Consider the following 24,868-nt stretch of genomic DNA (forward strand, 5'->3'; position numbering starts at 1 on the left):
ATGTTGCTGGAACTTGCGAACGTAGGAAAAAGCTTTGGCGGCATCACCGCTCTTCGTGACGTTTCTTTTACGGTCGGAGAGGGCGAAATTGTCGGCTTAATTGGTCCGAATGGTGCGGGAAAAACGACCATTTTCAATATGGCAACGGGCATATTCGAACCAACCACGGGTACCTTTTCTTTTGCCGGACAAAAGCTAAATGGAGTGGCGCCTAACAAAATTACCGAAATGGGGATTGCGAGGACGTTCCAAAATATTCGCCTCTTCGGTCACATGAGTGCGCTGGACAACGTGAAGGTGGGATGTCATTCGCGCATGAAGGCAGGATTCTGGGCTTCCCTTTTGAAAACACCCGGACAACGTGCGGAAGAAAAGGCTGTTACCAAAAGAGCAGAGGAGCTCCTCGAATTCGTAGGCTTGTCTGACATTGCTGATGTGCGCTCGGATACATTGGCTTACGGTCAACAACGGCGTCTGGAGATTGCGCGGGCACTGGCTACTGAACCAAAGCTCTTGCTTTTGGACGAGCCTGCTGCTGGAATGATCGAGACCGAGACGAAAGCGCTCATGGAGCTGGTCAAAAAAATTCGCGATGACGGGACGACTGTCCTGTTGGTCGAACACGATATGGGCTTGGTCATGAACCTGTGTGAAAAGGTCGTATGTATCAACTTTGGGGTCAAAATTGCTGACGGCACCCCGGCAGAGGTACAAAACAATTCGGATGTGATTGAAGCTTACCTCGGCAAGGAGGACGAATAAGATGCTGAACATACAAAACTTGACGACCTCCTATGGTCAAATCAAGGCGATTCGTGGGATAACGCTGGAAGTGCCTGAGGGCAAAATCGTCTCGCTAATCGGGGCGAACGGAGCGGGCAAAACGACAACCATGCGTACGATCGCAGGTCAACTGAAGCCTGAAGCAGGGACGATTACGTTTTGTGGTCAACGCATAGACGGTTCGAAACCCCATCAGATTGTTAAAGCCGGATTGGCGTTGGTTCCAGAAGGGCGTGCGATCCTCGGGAAGATGACCGTGCTGGAAAACCTGGAGATGGGCGCATTCCAGCGCAACGATGCACAAGGCATCAAGGACGACATGGAGAAGATGATGTCCTGGTTCCCCATCCTTAGGGAACGGCTTTCCCAATTGGGAGGGACGATGTCTGGCGGTCAGCAGCAAATGCTAGCGATTGCTCGCGCTTTGATGTCTCGACCCAAGCTGCTGCTTTTGGACGAGCCGTCGATGGGCCTGGCTCCCATCGTGGTGGCGGACATTTTCAAGGTGATCAAAGAAATCAATGCGGAAGGTACAACGGTCCTCATCGTGGAGCAAAATGTCAAACAGGCCCTCAAAATCGCTGATTACGGGTATGTATTGGAGGCAGGGCAAATCGTATTGGATGGCACAGGAGAAGCGTTGTTAAACGACGAACGTGTAAAAGAAGCATATTTGGGCGGCCGGAAGCACTAGGTCTGCCTATAAAAAACTGTCGCTATGGAATGAGGCGGCAGTTTTTTTCGTCATCATTCCATGGTACTATGAAGGATAGAACGTATATTCTCTTATGATGCGAAAAAGGGAAGGAAGCCGGATACGATGCCAGCCAAATTGACGAGAGAGCAAATGGAATATCTTGTTCATCAAGTACAACGCTATTTTAAAGAAGAACGGTCGGAGACACTCGGCAATTTGGAGACGGAAGAGTTGATTGCCTTTTTTTCGAAAGAGCTCGGCCCCTTCTATTACAATCAAGGGGTGCAAGACAGCCGCAAGCTACTGGTGGAACGGATGAGTTCCTTAGAAGATGAACTGTATGTATTGGAAAAGCCAATCCACAAGAACAAATAGATGCAAGACAGATATAGAGTAAAGAGGAGGGAGCAGCCATGAACAGCTCCTTAAAAGATAAACTGGCCGTCCTGCCAGATAAGCCAGGCTGCTACCTGATGAAAAATGCGAGCGGGGAAATCATTTACGTAGGAAAAGCCAAGGTGCTGAAAAACCGCGTTCGCTCTTATTTTACAGGCAGTCATAACGGGAAGACGCAGCTGTTGGTCAGTGAGATCGTGGACTTTGAGTACATTGTGGTATCCTCCGCGATTGAGGCGCTCATCCTTGAGTGCAACCTGATCAAGGAGCACGACCCGCGTTACAATGTCATGCTCCGCGACGACAAGACGTATCCGTACATCAAAATTACGAATGAGGCGCAGCCACGTCTGGAGATTACCCGTAAGGTATTAAAAGATAAAGCCAAGTATTTCGGTCCCTATCCGAATGCCGGAGATGCCTCCGAGGTGAAGAAGCTGCTGGATCGCCTCTACCCGTTACGCAAATGCCGCAATATGCCCAAGCAGGTTTGTCTGTACTACCATTTGGGACAATGTTTAGCGCCCTGTGTGTACGAGGTATTGGCAGAGGAAAATCAGCGTTTGGTGGACGAAATCAGCCGGTTCCTCGATGGTGGCCATGAGGAAATGAAGCAAACTCTCACGGAAAAAATGCTGCAAGCCTCAGAAAACATGGAGTTCGAACGCGCCAAGGAATATCGCGATCAGATCAAGAGCATCGAAGCGGTGATGGAGAAGCAGAAGATCACGTTCACCGATACGGTAGATCGCGACATTATCGGGTTTGCTGTGGAAAAAGGCTGGATGTGCATTCAGGTGTTCTATATGCGAAAAGGGAAGATGATCGAGCGTCAGACGACTTCCTTTCCATACTATGGAAGCGAAACCGAGGACTTTATGTCTTATGTGAGCCAGTTCTACTACGATAAGCAAAATGCTCTGCCAAAAGAAATTTTGCTCCCGCAAGAGAGTGAACCGGAGCTTTTGAGTGAGTGGCTGGGCATCAAAGTCCATGCACCGAAAAGAGGCAAAAAGCATGAGCTCGTGAAGATGGCTTCCGAGAACGCCCGTATTGCTTTGGAGGAGAAATTCGCGCTGATGTCCAAGGACGATGCGCGTACAGTCCAAGCGGTACACAATCTGGGTCACATTTTAGGGATTCCGGTTCCTCATCGAATTGAAGCGTTTGACAACTCCAACATTCAGGGAACAGAGCCTGTGTCTGCGATGATTGTGTTTACAGACGGTCGCCCTGACAAAAAGGAATACCGCAAATTCAAGATCAAAACCGTCGAAGGGCCAGATGATTACGGCTCCATGCGCGAAGTAGTTCGCCGTCGCTACTCTCGCCTGCTGAAAGAAAACCAGCCGATGCCCGACCTGATAGTGATCGATGGTGGAAAAGGCCAAATCAGTGCGGCTATGGATGTGTTGGAAAACGAGCTAGGCCTCTATATTCCCGTCTGTGGACTCGCGAAGGACGAGAAGCACCGCACCGCTCAGCTCATGTACGGAGATCCGCCAGAGCCTGTGAATCTTAGACGTGATAGCTATGAGTTTTATTTGTTGCAGCGCATCCAAGATGAAGTCCACCGTTTTGTTATTACATTCCACAGACAATCCCGGACGAAAACGATGCTCTCCTCTCAGTTGGATGAGATCCCGGGTATTGGTGAGAAGCGCCGCAAGCTGTTGTTCTCTCATTTTGGCTCGTTGAAAAAAATGCGCGAGGCGACCGTCGAAGACTTCCGCCAATTAGGGATCGGCGACAAGCTGGCAAAAGAAATCATCGGGCATCTGCGCAAGCTGGACACATAACAAATGTAGCTTTTTGAACAACCTCTAAAAAGGAATTGATCCATTTTTAGACTCATGATATAATCCGATTCAAACAGAATAGTTAGCCTCACTTCCATTATGGAGTGAGGTAGAGGCGCGAAAACCAAGAGTACCACCCTGAGATCGGGAATCTGTGAAGGGGACGGGAAAGGGGAATTCGCCGAAGTGTGGAGGGAAACCCGCTTTTCTCCATGCTGGGTCTGCGTTGAATAAATGCAGGACTGTCATCTGAACAATGACCAATTGTCAGATGGAGAGCTATCTCACGGTGTGTCAATGTGAGTTTTGATGGTGATGACTGTCAAGCTTCGTTGTCCGCGTGTATTGGGAGGGAGGAACCGGTATGTCGAAACAGTAGGCAGCGGCAGGTCTTATTCCTTGTCGGTGCCTTTTTTGTAAAATAAAAATGCAAGACTTTTCTTTATAGAGAGAATAGTAAAAACCATACAATACGAGATAAATACCAAACATTGGATATGAGAAAAAGGGAGAGAAGCCGCATGGGGTTGATCGTGCAGAAATATGGAGGCACCTCTGTAGGTACCATTGAGCGAATTTTACGAGTTGCGGATCGAATTATCAGCTACAAAGAGGAAGGGCATGATGTGGTAGTCGTTGTTTCTGCAATGGGCAAATCTACTGACGTGTTAGTAGATATGGCCAAGCAGATTAGCGCATACCCATCCGAGCGTGAAATGGATATGCTGCTGACCACGGGGGAGCAGGTATCGATCGCGCTTTTGTCGATGGCCTTGCATACAAAAGGCTACGACGCTATTTCTCTTACGGGCGGGCAGGCTGGAATCACCACGGAGGCGATTCACGGAAGAGCACGGATCAAGCAGATTGATCCAGAGCGGATTCAATCCGAGCTCGGCCGAGGTCGTGTGGTAATCGTGGCAGGATTCCAAGGGATCAGTGACGAAGGTGAAATTACGACGCTCGGCCGCGGTGGATCGGATACATCTGCGGTTACACTCGCAGCGAGCTTGAACGCTGAGAAATGCGAAATCTTTACAGACGTGTCCGGGGTGTATACAGCTGATCCGCGAGTGGTTCCAGCTGCGAGCAAGCTGGATACGATCTCGTATGATGAGATGCTGGAGCTGGCGAACCTCGGTGCAGGGGTTCTTCATCCAAGGTCAGTAGAGGCTGCGAAAAAATACAAGGTAAGGCTGGTCGTCCGCTCCAGCTTTACTGCCGAAGATGGTACGTACGTTGAGGAGGTTGCCAACATGGAAACAGGAAGAGTAGTAAGTGGAGTTGCACACGATGAAGATGTAGCCAAAATCACGGTTGTCGGCATGCCTGCCAAGGTCGGGACGCTCTCCCGTTTGTTCAATACGCTGGCGGACAATCAGGTGAACGTCGATATCATTATCCAAAGCTCCTATGATGCGTCTGTTACGAACATTTCTTTTACAGTTGCAGCGGATGATCTGAAAAAAGCACTGGATACGCTGGACAGAAACAAAAACGAGCTTGGCTTTGAAAAAGTCGATTTTGAGGAAGGCTTGACCAAAGTATCAATTGTTGGCTCAGGCATGATCAACAATCCAGGGGTAGCTGCCGAAATGTTCCGCGTCCTGGCAGAAAAAGAAATTTCTATTAAAATGGTATCTACGTCTGATATCAAGGTTTCTTGTGTCATTCCAGCAGCCTTGACGGAGCTGGCTGTTCGCAGTCTTCATTCGGCATATGGTTTAGATGTCGAGGAAACCGCGGTCGTGCACGGAGTATAAAACATGGATGCTCCCTCTCCCTTTGTTAGTAGGTAGAGGGGGCATTTTCTTCATGAAGCCACTTGTACAGATATACGTATGTCTGAGGAGCTTTCCATTTCGATTTTGCTGAACACTTCTTTGTCTTTCCACTGCTCAATCATACCAGCGATGATTCCAGCCTCAAAAGAAAGACTACATCCTAGTCTCTCAATAGACTGATAGCTAAAAATGGAATGAGTGAGCGAATAGACGATAGTTTGCCCGGACTCCTCCACGACATCGAGTTGGCCTAAACCGAGCCGAATAAAAGGCATAATCGGGCCTGTTGCAGATTGAATGGGGATTTTGCGTCCCATATTTTTTCCGATCCAATAGAGAATATGGTTTTCACTATCACCTAGCAGGGTGCTAGTCAGCGTTTCGCGTAGAAGATGATAGCCAAGATAGGGCATATTCATTCTTTCCGCATAGGGAATGGTCTCTGGCGGCAACAGTGCTGCAAGCTGATCCTTCTCTTTCATATGTGCTTCCCTCCTGTCTGTACTAGATTATGAGGAGGGACTCGCATTCATGACATCTTAATAGAAAAAATAGCTGGACTAAACAAAGTTATTCTATCAATGTATTTAGTACATTGATTGTCTTGACGCTATGTGTCGACAAGAGTACAATTGGATTTGGTCAAAGTTTTGCCCAACTTTTTCTCGAATTTTGACACATTCCGACAAATTCATGTGATCTAGCGAACGCAGTCTTTTTGTGAACAGCGTCAAGACGCTCTTCATAAAATGATCGTGGCGGTTTTGTTATGTCTAATGGGTGAGGCAATGGGTTAGGATATTGGGGAAAGGTCTATCAAAACGGTCGAAAACCGTTTTGGACCGCTTGCGGTGACGCTTGACGTTTTTCACAGAATTGAGAGTTACATACATTGAAAGGGGGACCATTGTATGGCGAAAGGCCATAGCTTTCTCAGTCACAAGCTACACTCACTTCTTGGTTTGTTTCCGATCGGGCTCTTCCTCGTGTTCCACTTGACAGCCAACTATCAAGCGACTCGTGGACCTGAAGCTTTCAACCAGGCTGTAGGCTTCATTGAAAGCCTTCCATTTCTGTTAGTACTTGAATTTGCCTTGATCTACCTCCCGATCCTGTTTCATGCTGTTTACGGTCTCTACATTGCGTTCCAAGCGAAGCAAAACGTAGGGAACTTCGGTTACTTCCGAAATCAAATGTTCTTGTGGCAACGTGTTACAGGAGTCATTACCCTCATTTTTATTGTTTGGCACGTTTGGGAAACTCGTATCCAAAAAGCACTGGGTGCACACGTGGATTATGACATGATGGCAAACATTTTGAGCAGTCCTGCAATGATCGTATTCTACACAATCGGGATTATTAGCACGACTTTCCACTTCTCCAACGGACTGTGGTCTTTCCTGGTTCACTGGGGAATTACAGTTGGGCCGCGTTCCCAACGCATTGCAACATTCCTGACTTTGGGCGTATTCGTAATTGTAACCTTCATCGGCTTACGTGCGATGTCGGCTTTCATTCTGTAGGGATAGGGGGACATAAACAATGGCAAAAGGTAAACTGATCATTGTCGGTGGAGGTTTGGCCGGCTTGATGGCTACCATCAAAGCAGCAGAAAAAGGCGTTCCTGTTCAGCTGTTCTCCCTGGTTCCGGTAAAACGTTCCCACTCTGTCTGTGCGCAGGGCGGTATTAACGGTGCGGTAAATACCAAAGGGGAAGGCGACTCCACATGGGAGCACTTCGATGATACAGTATATGGCGGAGACTTCTTGGCTAACCAACCGCCTGTAAAAGCAATGACAGATGCAGCACCTGGCATCATTTACATGTTGGACCGTATGGGTGTTATGTTTAACCGTACACCAGAAGGTCTGTTGGACTTCCGCCGTTTCGGGGGAACCAAGCATCACCGTACCGCTTTTGCGGGTGCGACAACTGGACAACAGCTTTTGTACGCTTTGGATGAGCAAGTGCGCCGTTATGAAGCTGAAGGTCTGGTAACCAAGTACGAATATTGGGATTTCCTCGGAGCCGTTTTGGACGATGCAGGAACCTGTCGCGGGATTACTGCGCAAAACATGCGTTCCGGTGAAATTCAATCCTTCCGTGCGGATGCCGTTATTTTGGCAACAGGCGGACCTGGTATCATCTTCGGTAAATCGACGAACTCGATTATCAATACAGGTACAGCAGCTTCTGCTGCGTATCAACAAGGGGTTATCTACTCCAATGGTGAGATGATCCAAATTCACCCAACTGCAATCCCTGGCGACGACAAGCTGCGTCTGATGTCCGAGTCTGCTCGTGGTGAAGGTGGCCGTGTATGGACGTATAGAGACGGTAAGCCTTGGTACTTCCTGGAAGATAAATACCCTGCATACGGAAACCTGGTACCGCGTGACATTGCGACTCGCGAAATCTTCTCCGTCTGCGTAGATATGAAGCTGGGTATCAACGGCGAAAACATGGTATACCTCGACCTGTCCCACAAAGATCCAAAAGAACTGGATGTAAAATTGGGCGGTATTATCGAGATTTACGAAAAATTCGTTGGGGATGACCCACGCAAAGTTCCAATGAAGATTTTCCCTGCGGTTCACTATTCCATGGGCGGTATGTGGGTAGACTACAACCAAATGACCAATATCCCTGGTCTGTTCGCAGCAGGTGAGTGCGATTACTCTCAGCACGGTGCAAACCGTTTGGGTGCAAACTCCCTCTTGTCCGCGATCTACGGTGGTATGGTTGCAGGTCCAAAAGCGATCGAGTACATCAAAGGCTTGAACAAATCCTCTGATGATCTGTCTTCCACGCTCTTCGACGGCTTTGCTAGCCAAGAGCAAGCGAAATACGACAGCATCCTGAAAATGGACGGAACAGAAAATGCTTACCTGATCCACAAGGAACTGGGTGAGTGGATGACTGACAACGTAACGGTAGTACGTTACAATGACCGTCTGCAAAGAACGGATGATAAGATCGTTGAACTGATGGAACGCTACAAGAAAATCAACATCAACGATACAAATAAATGGAGCAACTCTGGTGCGGCATTTACCCGTCATCTGTGGAACATGCTCGTACTGTCCCGTGCGATCACGATCGGTGCCCTTAAGCGCGATGAGAGCCGCGGTGCTCACTACAAGCCTGATTTCCCAGAGCGTGATGACGAGAACTTCATGAAGACGACAATGGCGAAGTATAATGCAGAAACGACTGCGCCAGAAATCTACTATGAAGACATCGACGTATCCCTGATCGCACCACGTAAACGTGACTATACGTCTGACAAGAAATAAGAGAGGAGGAAACTGATCATGGCAGAAAAATTGATTCATTTGATTATCACTCGTCAAGATAGCCCTGACAGCACTCCGTTCAAGGAAGAGTTCAAAATTCCTTACCGTCCTGGTATGAACGTGATCAGTGCTTTGATGGAGATTCAACGTAATCCACTCAACGCACAAGGTCAAAAAACGTCTCCAGTCAACTGGGAATCGAACTGCTTGGAAGAAGTATGCGGTGCGTGCTCGATGGTTATTAACGGAAGACCGCGCCAAGCTTGCTCGGCACTGGTAGATAAACTCGAACAGCCGATTCGTCTCGAACCAATGAGCACCTTCCCTGTACAACGTGACTTGTCGATTGACCGCAGCCGCATGTTCGATGCGTTGAAACGCGTAAAAGCATGGGTTCCAATCGATGGTACGCATGATCTGGGACCAGGTCCTCGCATGCCGGAAGTTGAGCGTCAATGGGCGTACGAGCTTTCGAAGTGCATGACGTGCGGTGTTTGCTTGGAAGCTTGCCCGAACGTGAATGCGAAGGCTGAGTTCATCGGTCCGTTCGCGATTTCGCAGGTTCGTCTGTTCAACCAGCATCCAACGGGTATGATGAACAAGCATGAGCGTCTGGAAGCCCTGATGGAAGATGGCGGTATCGGTGATTGCGGTAACTCGCAAAACTGCGTACAAGCTTGTCCGAAAGGAATTCCGCTCACAACTTCGATCGCTCACATGAACAAAGAAACAACCAAACATGCAGTGAAGAAGTTCTTCTTCTCCTAATAGACGAAGAAAAGGCGTGCACCGGTTATCCGGAATGCACGCCTTTTTTTGGTTTTAGTTCTCGGAATTCGTCTCGATGACGGCCGCCATCGCGAGCTTTTCAAAAAGGAGGACGAAGTGTTGGAGTTCATCTTCGCTGAGGTGAGAAAACATTTTATTTAGCTTTTCTCTCCTATTCTGCTTGGCTACTTGCAGAATTTTTTTGCCAGAATCACGCAAACTGATATAAACCACTCGGCGATCTTCCTCATCACGGTCACGGGCGACGAAACCGTGTTTATCCAGACGGTCCACCATTGCTGTGATTGCGCTTGGTTTGACCCCCATTGATTCAGCCAATTCTCCAACGGTGCATTTTTCCTTCTGTTCCAACTGATGAAGAATGTAGAATTGCGGGCCAGTTAAACCAGAGACAGGTTCGGCTAATTGCGTTCCCATCGTGCGCATTATGGTACGAAACGCCTCCTGCAAGCGCTCAAGTGTATCTGTTAAGGGGGAGGGCATGCTCGTATCGTCTCCTTATTTGATCTATTTCTTCGTTATCGGGAATATTTGATATGTAATATTTAACGTACTTAAATATAGTCTGAAAATACTTCGTTTGTCAACCTTCGCAAAAAGAAGGGAATACCTAAGCGATTCCTAGTGAAAACTGAAAACATAATGGAATGACTTCCAGCAAGGGGGCAAACGATGAAGAAAAAGGTATGCAGCATTGGATTGATATTGGCTTTGCTTCCCGCAACGACTGTCAGCACAACAGCGTTTGAAGGAACGGCGACCATTCGTATGCAGATTTTGCAGGATCTCGCGGAAATGCACGAGCCATTACATACAGGCAAGGCGGACAAGGAATATAAAACGAAGGCAGATGAATGGCAACGACAAGAACTGCTACTGCGAGGTGAGCAATTAAAATCTGCGCCTGTCGATTCGCTGGAAATGATTGAGGCAACGAAGGCTTGGGAGGAAGTGGGGGTAAAGGGGGAAGGAATGCTCGTTTCCGTGATCGATACGGGAGTCAATCCGCGCCACCCCGATTTGCCTGCCCCGCATGATAAGCGTTCGGCCATGCAAAAGTCAGCCTCTTCCCAGAAGGTGATCCCGGGATTTAACTGGGCTGACCGTACGCAAACAACGGAAGACGTATCGGAATCTCAGCATGGTATCCATGTGGCGGGAATTATTGGGGCGAACGGAAAAGTAAAAGGGGTTGCTCCTGAATCCCAGCTCATCAGCCAAAAAGTATTTTCCAATTATCAAAGCGAGGTTCCTGGGCTAGGTGAATCAATTTTATTTGCGATTAATGATTCCATTACGAAAAAAGCAGATGTTATCAACTTGAGTCTCGGTTCCTCAGCGGGCTATGTGGATGAAACGAATGTGGAGCAAATGGCTGTGAAGCGAGCAGTCGATAATGGAATCGTAGTAGTGGCAGCGGCCGGCAATGATGCGTATTTCGGCAGTGATAAGGTACGAGCACAGAATCCGGATATCGCCATGATCGGTTCTCCAGGCTTGAGTCCTGATGCGTTTTCAGTTGCTTCTGTCAACGCTACAGCACTGGCTGGCTATAGCTTCACGGTGCAAGGGGTTCCCGGTATGGAGAAAGTCGTGTATTTATCGGGCTATGTGGAAGGCGGGGGTGCAATAAACCCAGTCATGACGCTGATGAAGCCGTATCCACTTGTCTATATGGGGAAAGGGAAGAAGGAAGACTACAATGTTTCCGTAAAAGATAAGGTGGTATTGCTCGAACGAGGCGACATTTCATTCGATGATAAGCTTCGCCTCGCCAAAGAAGCAGGAGCAGTTGGTGCTGTTATCTACAACAATGAAATGGGCCCACTCATTATCAGTGCGGAGCATGCCAAACAAATCCCGGCTGTTTCTGTCTTGAAGCACATGGGTGAGCAAATGGCACAAGCGATTAAAAAAGGCAAGAAAGTGACGGTCTCATTTAACGGTGAATATGGTCAAAATCCAATGCCTTATCCAGACGGAGGAACGATCTCGGCTTTTTCATCATGGGGACCAACACCCGATTTGCAGTTCAAGCCGGAGATTGCGGCTCCAGGTGGGGGCATCTTGTCACTCACGCGAGAGTCTGAATATGCCGTGAAAAGTGGTACGTCAATGGCAACGCCACATGTGGCAGGCGGGATGGCTTTGCTGAAACAAGGCTATCTCAAGCAAGGGCGGAACCTGCAAGGCAGATCGCTTGTCGATACGTTAAAGGCTGCGGCGATGAATACAGCAGAACCGATTATCGATCCGCAAATGAGCATACCAGCAGCGGATAAAGAGAAAGCAAAAAAAGTTCCGTACAGCCCACGGGTTCAAGGGGCAGGACTGATGCAAATCGCAAAAGCAATCAAGACGCCAGCCATTGTTGTGAATGCAAAAGGAAAAGCAGGTGTCTCGTTAGGAGAGATTGGGAATTCAACGACCTTTTCTCTATTTATAAATAACAAGTTTGGCAAAAAGCCAATTACGTATCAGTTGCAAAATGAGTTTGGTGTCATGACTGACTTGCGCAAGAATGGCATCAATATGCTAACGGATACCCTTTTCGAGGGGGCAGAACTGCAATTTTCCACTCCTAAGATTACCGTTGCGCCGGGGAAGTTAGAGGAAGTAAAGGTAACGCTCACGATTCCGACAAGCTCAGCACGCAATCAATTTGCAGAAGGATTTATTTCCTTTCAACCAGATGATAAAGAGCTACCTACTTTGCGCACGCCGTTTTATGGCTTCTACGGCGATTGGGATGAACCGAAGATTATGGATCAGCCTGTATGGGAGGCAGAAAGTCAGGAAAAACGAACAGGTGTCAAGACGAGCTGGTATCACGATAAACGCAATGACAAATGGCGCTATCGGGATTATCTAGGTGTTACAGGTGTCAAAGCCGATGGCGGTGCGAAAATCGATCCCAATCATATCGCCTTTTCTCCAAACGGGGATGGGCATTACGATGTCGCCGCTCCTTCGATTACTTTTTTGCGCAATGCCCGTCAGATTATCGTCGAAGTAACAGACCAGTCAGGCAAGCCGATTCGCAGTCTTGTGCGTGATGAAAAGGTGAGCAAGTACGACCAATCGAAGCTAGGGACGCCATACTATTACACGGAAAGGGAAGCGTGGAGCTGGGACGGAAAGATCTTTTCACCACAAAAAGGAGCATATATACAGGCACCTGATGGACAGTACCAATTCTCCATTAAGGCCAAAATAGATGACCGCAATGCCAATTGGCAATCGATGACACTCCCCATCCGTGTGGATACAAAAGCTCCTGTGATTACAGCTTCTGTGTCAGGAAACCGGGTTCAGTGGAGCAGCCGCGATAAAGATATCCAAGCCTATTTCCTTTATGTAAACGGTAAGAGGGTAGGAGGCCCCTATTCTCCAAAAGTGTCCAGCACACTCATTAATCAGCCGGATAAAAAAATGAGTGTAGTCGCGTATGATTATGCAGGGAATATCAGCGTGGCACATATCAACGGGAAAAGTGACAGCACTCCGCCATTTGTGGAGTTCCCGGATGATTTGTTTCCTTATCTGAAAATATCCAAGCAGCCAGATGTAGCCTTCAGGGGCAAAGTAACAGGCGAGGATATGATGGACAGAGTCCGCTTGTCGATTAACAAAACGCCTGTAAAGCTGGCGACGGATGGATCATTTGAAACCATCCTGCGATTAACGGAAGGTCTCAATTATGTGATGTACAGTGCAATGGATATGTATGGAAACAAGCGCCAATTCACGCAGCGGGTCATCGTCGATACGAGTCCTCCGACACTGCAATTGCTAAACGATGGCAGCGAAGACGTACAATTCGATGCAGCAACCAAGAACATGCTGGTTCCAGTCCGCTTCATGTACAGAGATCAAACATATAAAGGTCAGGTAAGTATCAATGGGCAAATTGTGTCCTACTTTGAAGAAGATCAATTGGAAATCCCTGCGCAAAAATACGTAACGCAAATTTTAAGTATGAAGCAGGGAGAGAATCGCATTTTGCTTGAAGGCAAAGACGGTGCAGGCAATCAAAGTATGTTGCTGGTGTATGCGTATGTCGATGCCAATGCAGGGTCGGTCGTCATAAGCAATGGGGAGCAGCGTATATCCTACAAGGCGCGAACAGTGCCAGCTCCGACGATCCAACTGCCGAACAAACAGCTAGAAGGGCAGGAAGGTGAAGCGCTACCCATCGAAGGGAAAGTGACAGGTGCAGGTGCTGTTAACCTCCAAATCAACTATGGATCAAAAAGCTTTCAGACCAACGCGAATGATCGTGGGCTATTTCGCCTGGTGCTTCATGAGGTAGAGGAAGGCAAGCAAAAACTGACGGTTGTTGCTACTGATGCACTGGGTAGGGAAGCCCGAGCGGAGATGAACGTCGTCGGAAAGAAAAAATAGGATAGCGGGCCCGTCAGTAGCAGATAGAAGGCTATTGCCGGGCCAAATTTTTGTGGGAGGATTCCATTCGATGTTTTACCACGGGATCATGTGGGAATATGTTACGAGAGAGTACCCTGTGCTATCACCGAGAAGGACCGCCAGAAGGAAGCGTGTGGCAGAGCAATTGTGGGATCGCATTCATCTGATCGAACAATTCGGTTTGGAGCCCGTTCATTTGCTTGAGGCCGACGAACATTACGATGTGGTCCGTTGTATACAGGAATGCTTGGCATTTGGAGATACTGTTTTTGCCTTTGATCGCGTCCAGCTTCCGATGTGGCAATTGAGTAAGCATGAGATCGGTGTAGAAATATTAGACTTGCGAACGTGCACGGCCATCTATACCATTCGTCATGAGACGAAAGTAGAGGATTATTTTCCCAGCACACCCTGTTTTCGTGACCTTATACCTAGGAAGTTTTTGTAATCCTATTGCATCTGCCAAATATCGACATTATGATAGTCCTATACGAGAAGGAATTGCCCGGGAAAGGAAGAGAACGCAGATGATAGTCCAGTACCTTGATCCATTTCTTGAATCAGCTTCGTCCGTGATTCAACAAGTATGCAATGTCGACATTTCGCGTGGAGAGTTAGCTGAAAGAGAATGGAGCCATGTAGAAGGCCATACATGGATTCGAATCGGAATGACAGGTCAATTACAAGGTGAGGTCTTTTTCGGTCTGCAAGAGGAATTGGCTTTGCGCATTGTCTCGGCCATGATGGGCGGTTATCCCGTGCAAGAGATGGATGAGCTCGGAAAAAGTGCCATTTCCGAGTTGGGGAACATGATTTCCGGGAATGCGAGTACGCTTTTGTCCAATCGAGGTGTTCTTGTAGACATTACCCCGCCCTTATTTTTACACCAGCATGACTTGAAAGACATGGCAGGGACAGCATTGATTGCACCGCTCGATCTTCATGACATGGGCAGACTGGATATTCAAATTATTGTGATAAGATAGAGGCGGCTTATGCCGTCTTTTTTGTAAAGGATACGTAGCTACGAACATTATCATTCAAAGGAGGGATAGAAAGAGATGGATCATTACTTCTCGATTTGTTCAGCTGAGATGTATTATGAAAAATACATGGCCTTTTTATTGGAAAACTACGACCAGCTCCGCATGCCATATTCCTTTCCTGTGGCGCTCAGTTTTCTGGCGAGTCCCGTTTTAATGGAGGGGAAAGCATTTCTTTGCTTCAACGATGACGACGAAGTGATCGGTGCCTTTTCGTACATTTACGGGACAGGTGAAAATCAGTACGAAGACAAGCATATCGTTCAAATTCAGGTGGTCTATTTTTTAGAACAGTATCGTAGCAGTCGCCTTTTTTTGCACGCTCTTCAGCATGTAACCGAATATATCTCCTATATGGAGGAGGACGTGAAGGAGTTTCGATTCTGGACTTCCTCGGACGACTCTTTACGCAAATTGTTTACCAAGATTGCAAAAAGAGTCGCTTCTGTGGAAACGACAAACGGTCCAATGGATGAATATCGCGCATCGTTTTTGGCTTGGCAAACCTATGCAGCCAGGTTTCAACATGAACCATTTTTCTAATCCAAGAAGGAGACGTTACGATGTTGTTCGTCATCAAAAACCTGTTTGGCTACATACGCCCCTATAAGCTCCTGAGTTCCCTTTTTTTCCTCACGCTTGCACTCGATCTACTTTTCTTATCCTTGGCACCTCTTAGTTTCCAGATGATCATTGACAAAGCGATTGTTCCCAAAGATATGCACGTTTTCACAGTCATCATGATCGTATTGGCGATTAGCGGATTTATCTGTGTCAGTGCGGGAATTATCAGTGATTATGTGCTGGCAAAGCTAAATGCACGTGTGCAAAATGATTTGCGGCAAAAACTATTTGCGCATATGCAGTATTTGCCGGTCAGCTATTTCCACAAAACGCGTTCGGGCGAACTGGTCTCTTACTTTTCAGTGGATTTGCCTGTCATTGACAGATCGTTGGCCATTCTCTTCACAACAGGTATTCAGTCATTGGCAGTCGTGACGATTAGTACGATGGTGTTGTTTTACTTGGAATGGGTGATGGCGCTGTGTATTTTGGTGGGAGCAATCTTGATCTTTACAGGTCCTTATTTGCTTGGCAGACGTGCCCACACAGTTAATGCCGCATACAAAGAACAGCTCGCTGCTATGACGAATGATGTTCAGGAAAATACGAGAGGGCAAATGGTCATCAAGGGCTTCAACCTGCAAGATGCCATGATCGATAAATTTAATGGAAGACTCAAGTTGCTGTTGATTAGCAACTATCGCAAGAATTTGATGACAGCGAAGCTGGAACGAATTCCTGGGCTATGCTTACTACTCATCAACTTTACGATCATTGGCTTCGGTTCCTATCTGGCACTCACCGGGCGAATCTCTGTCGGTTCGCTTGTCGCCTTTTTCACCATGTATACGTCGATGGGGAATGCAGTGTTTAATCTGACCTTTACGCTCCCGCTGATTACAGATGCACAAGTCAGCATGGAGCGAGTTCAGAAGGTACTGAATGAACCTAGTGAAAAAGTCGACCATTTTGCAGCGGAGCCGCTCGATTTGCGAATGACTGAAGTGGCCGTAAAAAATGTTGCGTTTGGCTATCAGGAAAATCAATTGTCTATCAATCAGGTCAGCATGCAGATTCCGGCTCGGACAAAAGGTGCGATTGTTGGCTCCAGCGGGTCTGGAAAAAGCACGATCGTTCAGCTGTTACTAGGCTTTTATGAACCTAGTTCTGGTCATATCGAGATAAACGGCACAAAACTCGATGAATATAATAGGGGAGCCTTCCGCAACCATGTAGGGGTTGTCTTTCAGGATAACTTTCTTTTTCACGGAACAATAGCCGAAAACATCCGCCTCGGCAAACTCGATGCGACAAACGATGAGCTGAGGATGGCTGCACAGCAAGCAGAGATCCATGACTTTATCGTGAGTCTACCAGACAAGTACGAAACTCTTGTTTTGGATGGGGGAAGCAACCTGTCTGGGGGACAAAAGCAGCGACTTGCCATTGCTCGAGCGATTCTGCGCAATCCTTCTCTACTTATTCTGGATGAAGCAACTTCTGCTCTTGATCCCATTTCAGAGGCTTCTATTAACAAGACCTTTGCGAAGCTGTCCAGCGATCGGACTGTCATTACGGTGACACATCGTTTGTCGACCATAATGGACATGGATCAAATCTTTGTGTTGGAGAAGGGGGAACTAGTGGAGCAAGGGACACACTCTCAACTGTTGCAAAAGCGGGGTTATTACAGAAGGCTATGGGAGAAACAAAGTGTTTTGACCAGCCCAGAAGGTGTTATGGATGTTCTAGGTGTCGACGTGTCTGATTTTTTGCATCTCTTCCATACCGAGACGTTTACTGCTGGACAGACGATCATTCGGGAAGGAGAAGCCGCAGAGAAGTTTCACCTCCTCGCACGCGGAAAGGTAGAAGTTTCCCAAACATGTGCTGAATCTGAGGAGCAGATTCGACTTGCGATTCTGGAGGACGGCGATCACTTTGGAGAAACAGACCTAGTGGGTGCTTTACAGACAACAACGGTGACCGCTCTCACCTCTTGTGTTGTTTTGACCTTACCTTTGAAGGTATACAAGTACATCACGACCCAACACTCGCCGATTGGCAAGAACGTCCAACAGCCAATCCGTTAACGAACAGACAAAGAAAGGCAGTGTGCAAAGGATGCATGTCCAATTTAGAAGCTGTACCAGTGACGATGATTTTGCCCAATTCACGCTATTCTTTATGCGCAATCGACTGGAATTTAGCCGTATGTTTTCTCTGAGTGATACGCTCGTTCATATTTTGACGTTTCTCCCGGATTCTCATTTGATCCTGATAGAAGACGAGCGAGGTAAATTGGTCGGATGGGGCCATTATCAATACGTGACAACAGATAGGCAACCAGACCCAGAGGGAGAAATTTGCTATATTCATTCTGTCATCGTCGAAGAAAAATATCGAAGTAGCAGGGTATTTCTGAAAGGCTTTCGCCATCTTATCAGACAGGTCCAAGAAGAAAATGAACACGTGAAACAGGTGACCTTTTGCGCTGATGCTGATCATGCCTATCTGAACCGGCTCTATTCGAAATTTGCACAAGTTGCAGGGGAGCAGGAGGGCTATTACGGCCAAGAAAACATCTACATAGCCGAAATCAATCAACTCGCTTCCTATCTGGGAGCCGTAATTGACGTTAAATAAGGAATAATGCTATTCTTAAGAAGATATTGTCAGAAAGGAGGTCTATCAGATGATTCCAATGGTTCCACGGTTGAAAGACGGAGTAAGAAAACCTTTCACTGCTTCGATCCAAAATCTTCTCATGAAAAATGAGCAGCTGCGTGTAGCTACTTCTTTTACGAAGTAGTCGATCAGCTATCATCTTTTTCGAATCAACTGTTCCCAAGAATGGAGAAGTGGTTGACAGGCTATCCTGCTCAGCCACTTTTTTATTTCTTTTTGAATAGAATAAAAAAATAAAATATTTTCTATTGTCTGGATGATTTTTAATAGATAGTGTATTGTTGGAAATAGTAAGGGGGTATGATAGCTTGACCTATGTAAAACAATTAATTGGGATGTTTTTCCTAGTTATCGTCGTTTGCGGTGGGCCGTTCATGCTATATACGCAAAAGGAAGAAATCGTGTTCGAACCGGGGAATATCGTAGTCCATGCGGTATATCTGATTCAGCAGATTGCAGAGGGCTCCCTCGGAACCTATTATTCGGGGCAAACGGAAAGGAGCATCGCTGAGGATATCCTCCCGTTTGCAATTAGTTCCTTTGAACTACTGTTCGCAAGTGTTGGTGTCGCAGTCCTTGCTAGTATTATTTTTGGATTGCTATTGCAGCGCTTTCGGATTGTACGTCAATTTCAAAAGGTTTTGAATCTGCTTGCCACAATTCCTGACTTTATCCTGATTGTTGTTTCGATTGTGGGTGCTGTCGGATTTTACAAGCTGACGAACATTCGAATTATCACCCTGTCACCTATAAGTGACTCTGAGAGTACCTGGTTTCCGATCACGCTACTGTCAATTGGACCAACGATTTTCCTCATGAAGGTAGTCAGCCTGAAGTATGTACAAATCGGCGGCGAAGACTACATTAAAACAGCACTTGCCAAGGGGATGGGGATTTGGCATGTTCTCATTCACCACGTCTATAAAAATATCAAGCCGTTTCTCATTGCTGATTTAAAGAAGACGATTGCAATTACAGTAGCCAACTTGTTTATTGTCGAGTATTTATTAAACGTCGTAGGATTGACCCGCTTTATTTTTAGCAAAGATGGCGGTTACGAATTCAATGCTGCTGTCATGGGACTTTTGGGTATTATTTTGCTATCCATTTTGGTCTATGTATTGATTCGTCTCATTCTGTATGCGATTGAACGCGCGGTTGTGTATAAATAACCCAGACTTCTTTTGGAATGAGTGAGGGTATGGTATGAGGAAACGGTTCAATTGGGCTTTATGGTTAGGCTGTATCTTGGTATTATTTCTAATGATTATCGGTGTAGCCGGACCTTATTTGGCCCCCTATGACATCGATTACCAGGTGAAAGTTCGCAATGAAATGGTAAACGGGAAGCAAGTGATCATATCGCCTCCTTTGGCACCTTCAGGGGAGCATTTGTTGGGTACGGATAAATGGGGCTATGATTTGCTTACAAAACTGCTCCATGGGGCACCGTACACCATTTTTATTACGCTCTTGATTGCGGTAATGCGATTATTGATTGGAGCATGGATCGGACTGTATATTGGAATATTGGACAAGCAGCAGCGTTGGTGGATTGCGATAGAGAACGCTTGGGGGTACATGCCCATATTTATTCCTGTCTATTTCGTATTGAAAGGAATCAATATCAATCCCGAATTGCCAACGTTTACGCTTGTGTTGTTCTTCGTAGTGGTTGTGGCAGTGCTTGGGACGCCTTCGGTAGCTGCGTCCATCCGTCAAAAAACGGAGCAAATCAAGGAATCCCAGTATGTTTTGGCTGCGACTTCGCTGGGGGCTGGGCGGGATCAGATCATCTTTCGCCACATCCTGCCGCATTTAAAGGAGCATCTGGTCATTGTCCTGGTGACAGAGATGATCGCCACCATGACGTTGATGGGGCTTCTCGGGATATTTGGTCTGTTTGTAGGCGGCACGACTATGTACTATGACCCTGTTGAGTATCACTCGATCACACATGAATGGGCAGGACTGCTCGGGACTTACCGAAGCTTTGTCTACACGAATTACACGTGGATTTTCCTGATTCCACTTGCTGCTTATATGCTTGCAATCGGTTCCTTTAGTCTCTTGGCCAAAGGATTGCGTGATAAATTCGAACAGACGTATAGTCGTACCCCATTTATTTAGGCAGCTAGTCACTTTTCAGCATGAGGGATAAGTGAGGTTTTTTGATGAAAAAACGATTCCATTTTTCTTTATGGCTAGGCAGTATTTTCGTGTTCCTTCTGATCGTGATTGCTGTCGCGGGGCCTTACTTGGCTCCCTATGATCTGGAATATCAAGCGAAGATGCGTAACGAGGTTGTGAACGGTAAAGAAGTCATGGTCTCTCCGCCCTTCCCGCCGTCAGAGGAACATTTACTCGGCACGGACAAATGGGGGTATGATTTACTGACCCTCTTGCTCCATGGAGCGCCATACACCGTTTTTATTACCCTTGCGATCGCATTTATTCGCGTGTTACTTGGTACATGGATTGGACTCAATATCGGCATCCAAGATAAAGAGCAGCGTTGGTGGATGGCGATTGAAAATGCATGGAGCTATATGCCTGTGTTTATCCCTGTGTATTTTCTTTTGCGAGGAATCAATGTGAATTCCGAGCTGCCCACGTTCACGCTCGTACTGCTTTTCATTGGGCTTGTCTCTGTCCTTGGAACGCCTTCTGTAGCCTCTTCTGTGCGTCAAATGACCGAACAAATTAAAGAATCACAATACGTTTTGGCTGCCATTGCACTGGGAGCTGGCCGGAACCAAATCGTCTTTCGCCACATCTTGCCACATTTGAAGGAACAGCTCATTATCATCTTGGTGACAGAAATGATCGCAGTCATGACATTGATGGGGCTTCTCGGCATATTTGACCTGTTTGTAGGTGGTACGAAAATGACCTTTGACCCGGTTCTGTATCATTCCATTACACACGAATGGGCAGGGCTACTCGGTTCTTATCGAGGCTTTATTTACAGTAACAATACGTGGATTTTTCTCGTACCATTGGGGGCGTTCATGGTCGCCGTTGGATCGTTTAGCTTGTTGGCAAAAGGATTGCGTGATAAGTTCGGGCAAACGTATAATCGTACCCCATTCATTTAGGTGTGGTGCCCTTGATTTTTACGAATCAAGGGCATTTTTGGTTGATCCGATTAAAAATAATGGAATGGAAGCCGAATTGTAGGGAGCAGTATATGTGTCGGGTGAATAGACTGGAGTGTCGGGGGCGGTGTTGGCCTTGGGTTCCGATGGCAATCTCATCAGGCGAGGCGAACTCGTCGCGATCTGAACGGGGGACAACTGGCGGCCATCGTCTTCTCGAACGGAAAAATTCACGGCGGATGTCGAAGAGGTTTCTCTGCGGTGTTCGGAACCCATTGCCCATTTTCTGAATAGGATGTAAGGCAAAAGCCTAAAATCCTTGAAATTCCGGCACCATCACCCACCCCCCATCATAGGATAAGGTGACTCTGTAATCCCTCAACCTTGTTCCTGTAGAGCCCACAAGGAGGGGTGGCACGATTGAAGGGTAGCGAATAAAGTGTAGAAACCTCAATAAATTTAGCGTTTTACCGCTATTTCATCTCAGAATTACGCTTTTGCTGCTAAGTTGATGTGAATGAATAATTAATGTGAATAGGGGGCGAACACTTATGCCAGTGTATAAAAACGAAAAGATGAAAGGCGATAATAAGTGGTGGTACCAGTTCTACACTGGCGAGCTCAAGAATGGTGCTCGAGAACGGGTTACCAAACGCGGGTTTCGCACAAAGAAAGAAGCTGAGAAGGCGATGATTGAAGCTCAGGCAGCTTTGCAAAAAGGTGAATACATCGAGCCAAGCAAAAAACAGTACCAGGACTATTTGAAGGAATGGATCAAGACTAAACGTAATCTGGGAAAGCAAACACTGGAGTTATACGAGTCATATCTTAGGACTCACATTATTCCTTCGCTGGGGCATGTCCCATTGGCAAAGCTTACGGCACATGATATTGAGATGTTCCTTATTGCTTTACACAACAAAGGATTGGCTCCAGCAACAGTAAAACGAATCTTTTCTGTAGTAAACGCATCATTGAACTCTGCAGAAATGAAAGATCTTGTACCAAAGAACGTGGCAAACAAAGTGGAAAAGCCCCAAGTAAAGCAGCGGCGTGAGCTCATTATTTGGGAACCGAGTTTCGTAACTAGGTTTTTGCGATCTACCCGCCAATCAAGTAGGTACTGGATTGCTATTTACCTTGCTGTTATGACCGGAATGAGACAAGGGGAGATTCTTGGTCTGCGTTGGTCTGATGTTGATTTTGAAAAGCGTAACCTTACTATCCAGCAAACGGTGAACAGACACAGAGAAATTAAACAAGGGGCGAAGACGAAAAAAAGCGTCCGATCCGTTGCTTTATCACCTGAAACTGTCGAAGTGCTTAAAGAGCACCAGAAGTTGATTATAGCCGAACAATTGAAGGAAAAAGATTATCAGAAAAATGATTTAGTTGTTTGCACCCGCTTAGGGGGGCCTGTAACGCAAAGAGCAATCCAGAAGGTTTGGGATAGCTTTATTAAGAAAACTGGTGCGCAGAAGATTACCTTCCATGATTTGCGTCATACTCATGCCAGCTTACTCATTAAACAAAGTGTCCATGTCAAAGTTATTTCCGAAAGGCTGGGCCACTCATCTGTATCTATCACGTTGGACCTCTATGGACATTTGATGTCGAACATGCAGGAAGATGCAGCAAAGGGGCTCGATGCAATTATTAATCCAACAGCGAACCAAAAATAAACTGGATAATACTCGGAAAATTTTGACCGGTTAGCCTAAGATTAAAAGCTGTCTTTATTGGTATATTTCTTTCTGAATAATGAAACTCATTTAGTAACCCTCTTTAATCTCACCCAATATATCCCTTTGAAATTCATGCTTTTTTCAGTATCTATTGAACAATAAAATCATCTAAATACTTGTGCCCCTTGATTTCACTTCAGGGTAATTTAAAAATAGATGCTTTAGCGCTTCTTTTGTATTATTTCAATTCGTATTTTACTCTTTTTTAATGACTTCAAGACACAGTGTCAATTTATGCGGAATATTCTCTGGTGGCACAGTAAGTGGAGGGTAGATTATTCGAAGTAATGAAGGTACAAGTAACTGGATACAAGTCAGCTGAGATCAGGATTATGAACCGTTCAATTTTGAATTAGAAAGACCACGCTTGCCGTTTGCTTACGATGGCGAACGTGGTCTTTTGAAAATACTTGTTATGGTGATTACTGAGTTATTCTACCACTTTCAACGCCAGTTCCAATGCTTTGTTACTGCCCATTGATTTTGTCTGATTCACGATCTCTGATGTAATGACAGAGCCTTCTGCAGCTAAGATCTGACCGGCTAGGTCGTACAAATTCGCAGACAAGGTTTTCCCAATAAGTTCTTCCAGGTCTAGCTCGTTTACAGCAGTAGATACAGTGTCTTGTGTGAATGTAGGCTCTTCAGCAGAGGATGGCTTGGTCTCGTTCTTTTTATTGCGGAAAACTTCGTCGGAAACGAGTGGCTGATCTCCCTCATCAGATATCACGGTGATATCCTTACCAAAAGTAATGACTACATCTTCTGGCAAAACGGAAGGAGAATCTGGTGTATCCAGGAGACAACCCAAGATTTTCCCTGTCTCTGGATTGAAGTAGTACTCAGTAATCTGTCCCAGATGATGACCTTTGCGAGAGATGATACGTGTTCCCTTGATTTGAATATTTTTGCCCAAAAGCTCATTTGCAATGGGGATGTCTGCCAGATCAATAACGGCATTCTCGGAATCGATCGTCACGGCGTAGTCGCCTAGCCCTTCAACGAGCTTGAATGGAATCGCTTTTATCCCGAAATCCCATTGGTCGTTTTGAACGATGATAAATTCAATGCTTCGCTGTTCTGGGTTTATGACGAAATTTTTTACTTTGCCGATTTCTTTCCCTGCAAAAATGCTGATAATTGGTTTGCCCAGGATTTCTTTGCTCAGTTTCATGGCGTTGCTCCTCTATTGAAATGGAATAGCTGTAGAATGGTCATGGTTGCTTACAACCGACGTGTGAAAATGTGTGTTTACTTTTTGATGAATATAAGGTGGAACGAGTGACCAGGACAAGTTCCGTTTGTTTTCAATCTGCAACTGCTTGGTCAGTTCTTCAAGATAAGAGATTTGCCTAATAAATTCTTCGCGTTTTTTGGGGGACAAAGAAGTGGACTTGTTCAAGACTTTCTCCATAACCGAGATACTTTCTTCATACAAACCCATTTCATTCAGGATTTGAACCAACTGACGGCTCAATATGTAAGTTGCCATAATAGGGGGACTGTAGGTCAAAGCCTCCCTCAGGGATTGATACGCACGTAGAAAATCGCCTTCGACCAGTGCTTGCTCCGCATATGCAGAAAGGGTTTGGATCCGCTCATGATCTTTAGGTAAGATCACGGGTTCACTTTTTAATGTCTGCGCCTCAACAGAAAGTGCCTCTGCAGGAAGAACCTCTGCAGGAAGAACCTCTGCAGGAAGAAGCTCTGCAGGAAGAACCTCTGCAGGAAGAACCTCTGCAGGAAGAAGCTCTGCAGGA

Annotated in this window: 22 protein-coding genes and 1 riboswitch; of the genes, 18 read left to right on the forward strand and 4 right to left on the reverse strand. The window is 46.4% G+C overall.

Going from position 1 to position 24,868, the window contains the following annotated elements; all coding sequences use genetic code 11:
* The 5 genes from ACQ5DJ_RS26475 (at position 1) to ACQ5DJ_RS26495 (ending at position 5,438) form a co-directional block, all read left to right on the forward strand.
* Entirely contained in the window at positions 1–762 is a 762-nt protein-coding gene (locus ACQ5DJ_RS26475) for an ABC transporter ATP-binding protein (protein WP_429845039.1), read from the forward strand.
* 1 nt (position 763) lies between these two features.
* Positions 764–1,477 (forward strand): ABC transporter ATP-binding protein, encoded by a 714-nt coding sequence (locus tag ACQ5DJ_RS26480; protein WP_429845040.1) that lies wholly within the window; start codon positions 764–766, stop codon positions 1,475–1,477.
* 126 nt (positions 1,478–1,603) lie between these two features.
* Complete coding sequence (locus ACQ5DJ_RS26485; RefSeq protein ID WP_376897931.1) at positions 1,604–1,855, forward strand: DUF2164 domain-containing protein; 252 nt, start codon at positions 1,604–1,606, stop codon at positions 1,853–1,855.
* Between the two features lie 38 nt (positions 1,856–1,893).
* Positions 1,894–3,675 carry an excinuclease ABC subunit UvrC gene (gene uvrC, locus ACQ5DJ_RS26490; RefSeq protein WP_429845041.1) on the forward strand — a complete coding sequence of 594 codons (1,782 nt, stop codon included), beginning with the start codon at positions 1,894–1,896 and terminating at the stop codon, positions 3,673–3,675.
* Between the two features lie 102 nt (positions 3,676–3,777).
* Positions 3,778–3,965: riboswitch (Lysine riboswitch) on the forward strand.
* 231 nt (positions 3,966–4,196) lie between these two features.
* Positions 4,197–5,438 carry an aspartate kinase gene (locus ACQ5DJ_RS26495; RefSeq protein ID WP_392430021.1) on the forward strand — a complete coding sequence of 414 codons (1,242 nt, stop codon included), beginning with the start codon at positions 4,197–4,199 and terminating at the stop codon, positions 5,436–5,438.
* A gap of 50 nt (positions 5,439–5,488) precedes the next feature.
* Here the strand turns inward: ACQ5DJ_RS26495 and ACQ5DJ_RS26500 are convergent, their stop codons facing one another.
* Positions 5,489–5,941, reverse strand: a complete 453-nt coding sequence (locus ACQ5DJ_RS26500) for a YslB family protein (RefSeq protein WP_429845042.1) — start codon at positions 5,939–5,941, stop codon at positions 5,489–5,491.
* 429 nt (positions 5,942–6,370) lie between these two features.
* On the opposite strand from ACQ5DJ_RS26500, the gene ACQ5DJ_RS26505 reads away from it, so the two are divergent.
* Genes ACQ5DJ_RS26505 through sdhB form a run of 3 tightly spaced genes read left to right on the forward strand, consistent with a single transcriptional unit; the run spans position 6,371 to position 9,524 of the window.
* The gene (locus ACQ5DJ_RS26505) at positions 6,371–6,982 is read left to right on the forward strand and encodes a succinate dehydrogenase cytochrome b558 subunit (protein WP_144616894.1); all 612 of its coding nucleotides are present in this window, start codon (positions 6,371–6,373) and stop codon (positions 6,980–6,982) included.
* Positions 6,983–7,001: 19 nt separating this feature from the next.
* Positions 7,002–8,756, forward strand: a complete 1,755-nt coding sequence (gene sdhA / locus ACQ5DJ_RS26510) for a succinate dehydrogenase flavoprotein subunit (RefSeq protein WP_144616893.1) — start codon at positions 7,002–7,004, stop codon at positions 8,754–8,756.
* A gap of 18 nt (positions 8,757–8,774) precedes the next feature.
* Positions 8,775–9,524 (forward strand): succinate dehydrogenase iron-sulfur subunit, encoded by a 750-nt coding sequence (gene sdhB / locus ACQ5DJ_RS26515; protein ID WP_429845043.1) that lies wholly within the window; start codon positions 8,775–8,777, stop codon positions 9,522–9,524.
* 54 nt (positions 9,525–9,578) lie between these two features.
* Here sdhB and ACQ5DJ_RS26520 read toward each other — a convergent pair whose 3' ends face one another.
* Positions 9,579–10,028, reverse strand: coding sequence for a MarR family winged helix-turn-helix transcriptional regulator (locus ACQ5DJ_RS26520; RefSeq protein WP_429845044.1), 450 nt, complete (start codon positions 10,026–10,028; stop codon positions 9,579–9,581).
* A gap of 189 nt (positions 10,029–10,217) precedes the next feature.
* Between ACQ5DJ_RS26520 and ACQ5DJ_RS26525 the strand changes: the two genes are divergently transcribed.
* The 10 genes from ACQ5DJ_RS26525 (at position 10,218) to ACQ5DJ_RS26570 (ending at position 23,045) form a co-directional block, all read left to right on the forward strand.
* On the forward strand, positions 10,218–13,949 hold the full coding sequence (locus tag ACQ5DJ_RS26525; protein ID WP_429845045.1) for a S8 family serine peptidase: 3,732 nt from the start codon (positions 10,218–10,220) through the stop codon (positions 13,947–13,949).
* A 70-nt stretch (positions 13,950–14,019) separates the two neighbouring features.
* Positions 14,020–14,418 (forward strand): hypothetical protein, encoded by a 399-nt coding sequence (locus tag ACQ5DJ_RS26530; protein ID WP_429845046.1) that lies wholly within the window; start codon positions 14,020–14,022, stop codon positions 14,416–14,418.
* Between the two features lie 79 nt (positions 14,419–14,497).
* Positions 14,498–14,956, forward strand: a complete 459-nt coding sequence (locus ACQ5DJ_RS26535; RefSeq protein WP_390233901.1) for a chemotaxis protein CheX — start codon at positions 14,498–14,500, stop codon at positions 14,954–14,956.
* A 75-nt stretch (positions 14,957–15,031) separates the two neighbouring features.
* Complete coding sequence (locus tag ACQ5DJ_RS26540) at positions 15,032–15,556, forward strand: hypothetical protein (protein WP_429845047.1); 525 nt, start codon at positions 15,032–15,034, stop codon at positions 15,554–15,556.
* A 20-nt stretch (positions 15,557–15,576) separates the two neighbouring features.
* On the forward strand, positions 15,577–17,670 hold the full coding sequence (locus tag ACQ5DJ_RS26545; protein ID WP_429845048.1) for an ABC transporter transmembrane domain-containing protein: 2,094 nt from the start codon (positions 15,577–15,579) through the stop codon (positions 17,668–17,670).
* Between the two features lie 31 nt (positions 17,671–17,701).
* Positions 17,702–18,223 (forward strand): GNAT family N-acetyltransferase, encoded by a 522-nt coding sequence (locus ACQ5DJ_RS26550; RefSeq protein ID WP_429845049.1) that lies wholly within the window; start codon positions 17,702–17,704, stop codon positions 18,221–18,223.
* A gap of 350 nt (positions 18,224–18,573) precedes the next feature.
* Positions 18,574–19,437, forward strand: a complete 864-nt coding sequence (locus ACQ5DJ_RS26555) for an ABC transporter permease subunit (protein ID WP_429845050.1) — start codon at positions 18,574–18,576, stop codon at positions 19,435–19,437.
* 34 nt (positions 19,438–19,471) lie between these two features.
* Complete coding sequence (locus tag ACQ5DJ_RS26560) at positions 19,472–20,395, forward strand: ABC transporter permease (RefSeq protein WP_429845051.1); 924 nt, start codon at positions 19,472–19,474, stop codon at positions 20,393–20,395.
* Between the two features lie 44 nt (positions 20,396–20,439).
* Positions 20,440–21,363 (forward strand): ABC transporter permease, encoded by a 924-nt coding sequence (locus ACQ5DJ_RS26565; protein WP_429845052.1) that lies wholly within the window; start codon positions 20,440–20,442, stop codon positions 21,361–21,363.
* A gap of 551 nt (positions 21,364–21,914) precedes the next feature.
* Positions 21,915–23,045, forward strand: coding sequence for a tyrosine-type recombinase/integrase (locus tag ACQ5DJ_RS26570; RefSeq protein ID WP_429845053.1), 1,131 nt, complete (start codon positions 21,915–21,917; stop codon positions 23,043–23,045).
* Between the two features lie 493 nt (positions 23,046–23,538).
* On the opposite strand, the gene ACQ5DJ_RS26575 is transcribed toward ACQ5DJ_RS26570, so the two are convergent.
* The gene (locus ACQ5DJ_RS26575; RefSeq protein WP_429845054.1) at positions 23,539–24,282 is read right to left on the reverse strand and encodes a PRC-barrel domain-containing protein; all 744 of its coding nucleotides are present in this window, start codon (positions 24,280–24,282) and stop codon (positions 23,539–23,541) included.
* 12 nt (positions 24,283–24,294) lie between these two features.
* Positions 24,295–24,868 (reverse strand): hypothetical protein (locus tag ACQ5DJ_RS26580; protein WP_429845055.1); only part of this gene is annotated, 574 nt, incomplete at its 5' end.

This window comes from Brevibacillus sp. FIR094, from assembly GCF_050477165.1.
GTDB lineage: Bacteria > Bacillota > Bacilli > Brevibacillales > Brevibacillaceae > Brevibacillus.

What these genes read in the sequence shown, in the direction of transcription:
- sdhB (WP_429845043.1), top strand. Translation starts at nt 8,775, where the DNA reads ATGGCAGAAAAATTGATTCATTTGATTATCACTCGTCAAGATAGCCCT.
- uvrC (WP_429845041.1), top strand. Translation starts at nt 1,894, where the DNA reads ATGAACAGCTCCTTAAAAGATAAACTGGCCGTCCTGCCAGATAAGCCA.
- ACQ5DJ_RS26495 (WP_392430021.1), top strand. Translation starts at nt 4,197, where the DNA reads ATGGGGTTGATCGTGCAGAAATATGGAGGCACCTCTGTAGGTACCATT.
- ACQ5DJ_RS26485 (WP_376897931.1), top strand. Translation starts at nt 1,604, where the DNA reads ATGCCAGCCAAATTGACGAGAGAGCAAATGGAATATCTTGTTCATCAA.
- ACQ5DJ_RS26560 (WP_429845051.1), top strand. Translation starts at nt 19,472, where the DNA reads ATGAGGAAACGGTTCAATTGGGCTTTATGGTTAGGCTGTATCTTGGTA.
- sdhA (WP_144616893.1), top strand. Translation starts at nt 7,002, where the DNA reads ATGGCAAAAGGTAAACTGATCATTGTCGGTGGAGGTTTGGCCGGCTTG.
- ACQ5DJ_RS26520 (WP_429845044.1), bottom strand. Translation starts at nt 10,028, where the DNA reads ATGCCCTCCCCCTTAACAGATACACTTGAGCGCTTGCAGGAGGCGTTT.
- ACQ5DJ_RS26480 (WP_429845040.1), top strand. Translation starts at nt 764, where the DNA reads ATGCTGAACATACAAAACTTGACGACCTCCTATGGTCAAATCAAGGCG.
- ACQ5DJ_RS26545 (WP_429845048.1), top strand. Translation starts at nt 15,577, where the DNA reads ATGTTGTTCGTCATCAAAAACCTGTTTGGCTACATACGCCCCTATAAG.
- ACQ5DJ_RS26475 (WP_429845039.1), top strand. Translation starts at nt 1, where the DNA reads ATGTTGCTGGAACTTGCGAACGTAGGAAAAAGCTTTGGCGGCATCACC.
- ACQ5DJ_RS26550 (WP_429845049.1), top strand. Translation starts at nt 17,702, where the DNA reads ATGCATGTCCAATTTAGAAGCTGTACCAGTGACGATGATTTTGCCCAA.
- ACQ5DJ_RS26530 (WP_429845046.1), top strand. Translation starts at nt 14,020, where the DNA reads ATGTTTTACCACGGGATCATGTGGGAATATGTTACGAGAGAGTACCCT.
- ACQ5DJ_RS26540 (WP_429845047.1), top strand. Translation starts at nt 15,032, where the DNA reads ATGGATCATTACTTCTCGATTTGTTCAGCTGAGATGTATTATGAAAAA.
- ACQ5DJ_RS26535 (WP_390233901.1), top strand. Translation starts at nt 14,498, where the DNA reads ATGATAGTCCAGTACCTTGATCCATTTCTTGAATCAGCTTCGTCCGTG.
- ACQ5DJ_RS26505 (WP_144616894.1), top strand. Translation starts at nt 6,371, where the DNA reads ATGGCGAAAGGCCATAGCTTTCTCAGTCACAAGCTACACTCACTTCTT.
- ACQ5DJ_RS26575 (WP_429845054.1), bottom strand. Translation starts at nt 24,282, where the DNA reads ATGAAACTGAGCAAAGAAATCCTGGGCAAACCAATTATCAGCATTTTT.
- ACQ5DJ_RS26570 (WP_429845053.1), top strand. Translation starts at nt 21,915, where the DNA reads ATGCCAGTGTATAAAAACGAAAAGATGAAAGGCGATAATAAGTGGTGG.
- ACQ5DJ_RS26565 (WP_429845052.1), top strand. Translation starts at nt 20,440, where the DNA reads ATGAAAAAACGATTCCATTTTTCTTTATGGCTAGGCAGTATTTTCGTG.
- ACQ5DJ_RS26500 (WP_429845042.1), bottom strand. Translation starts at nt 5,941, where the DNA reads ATGAAAGAGAAGGATCAGCTTGCAGCACTGTTGCCGCCAGAGACCATT.
- ACQ5DJ_RS26525 (WP_429845045.1), top strand. Translation starts at nt 10,218, where the DNA reads ATGAAGAAAAAGGTATGCAGCATTGGATTGATATTGGCTTTGCTTCCC.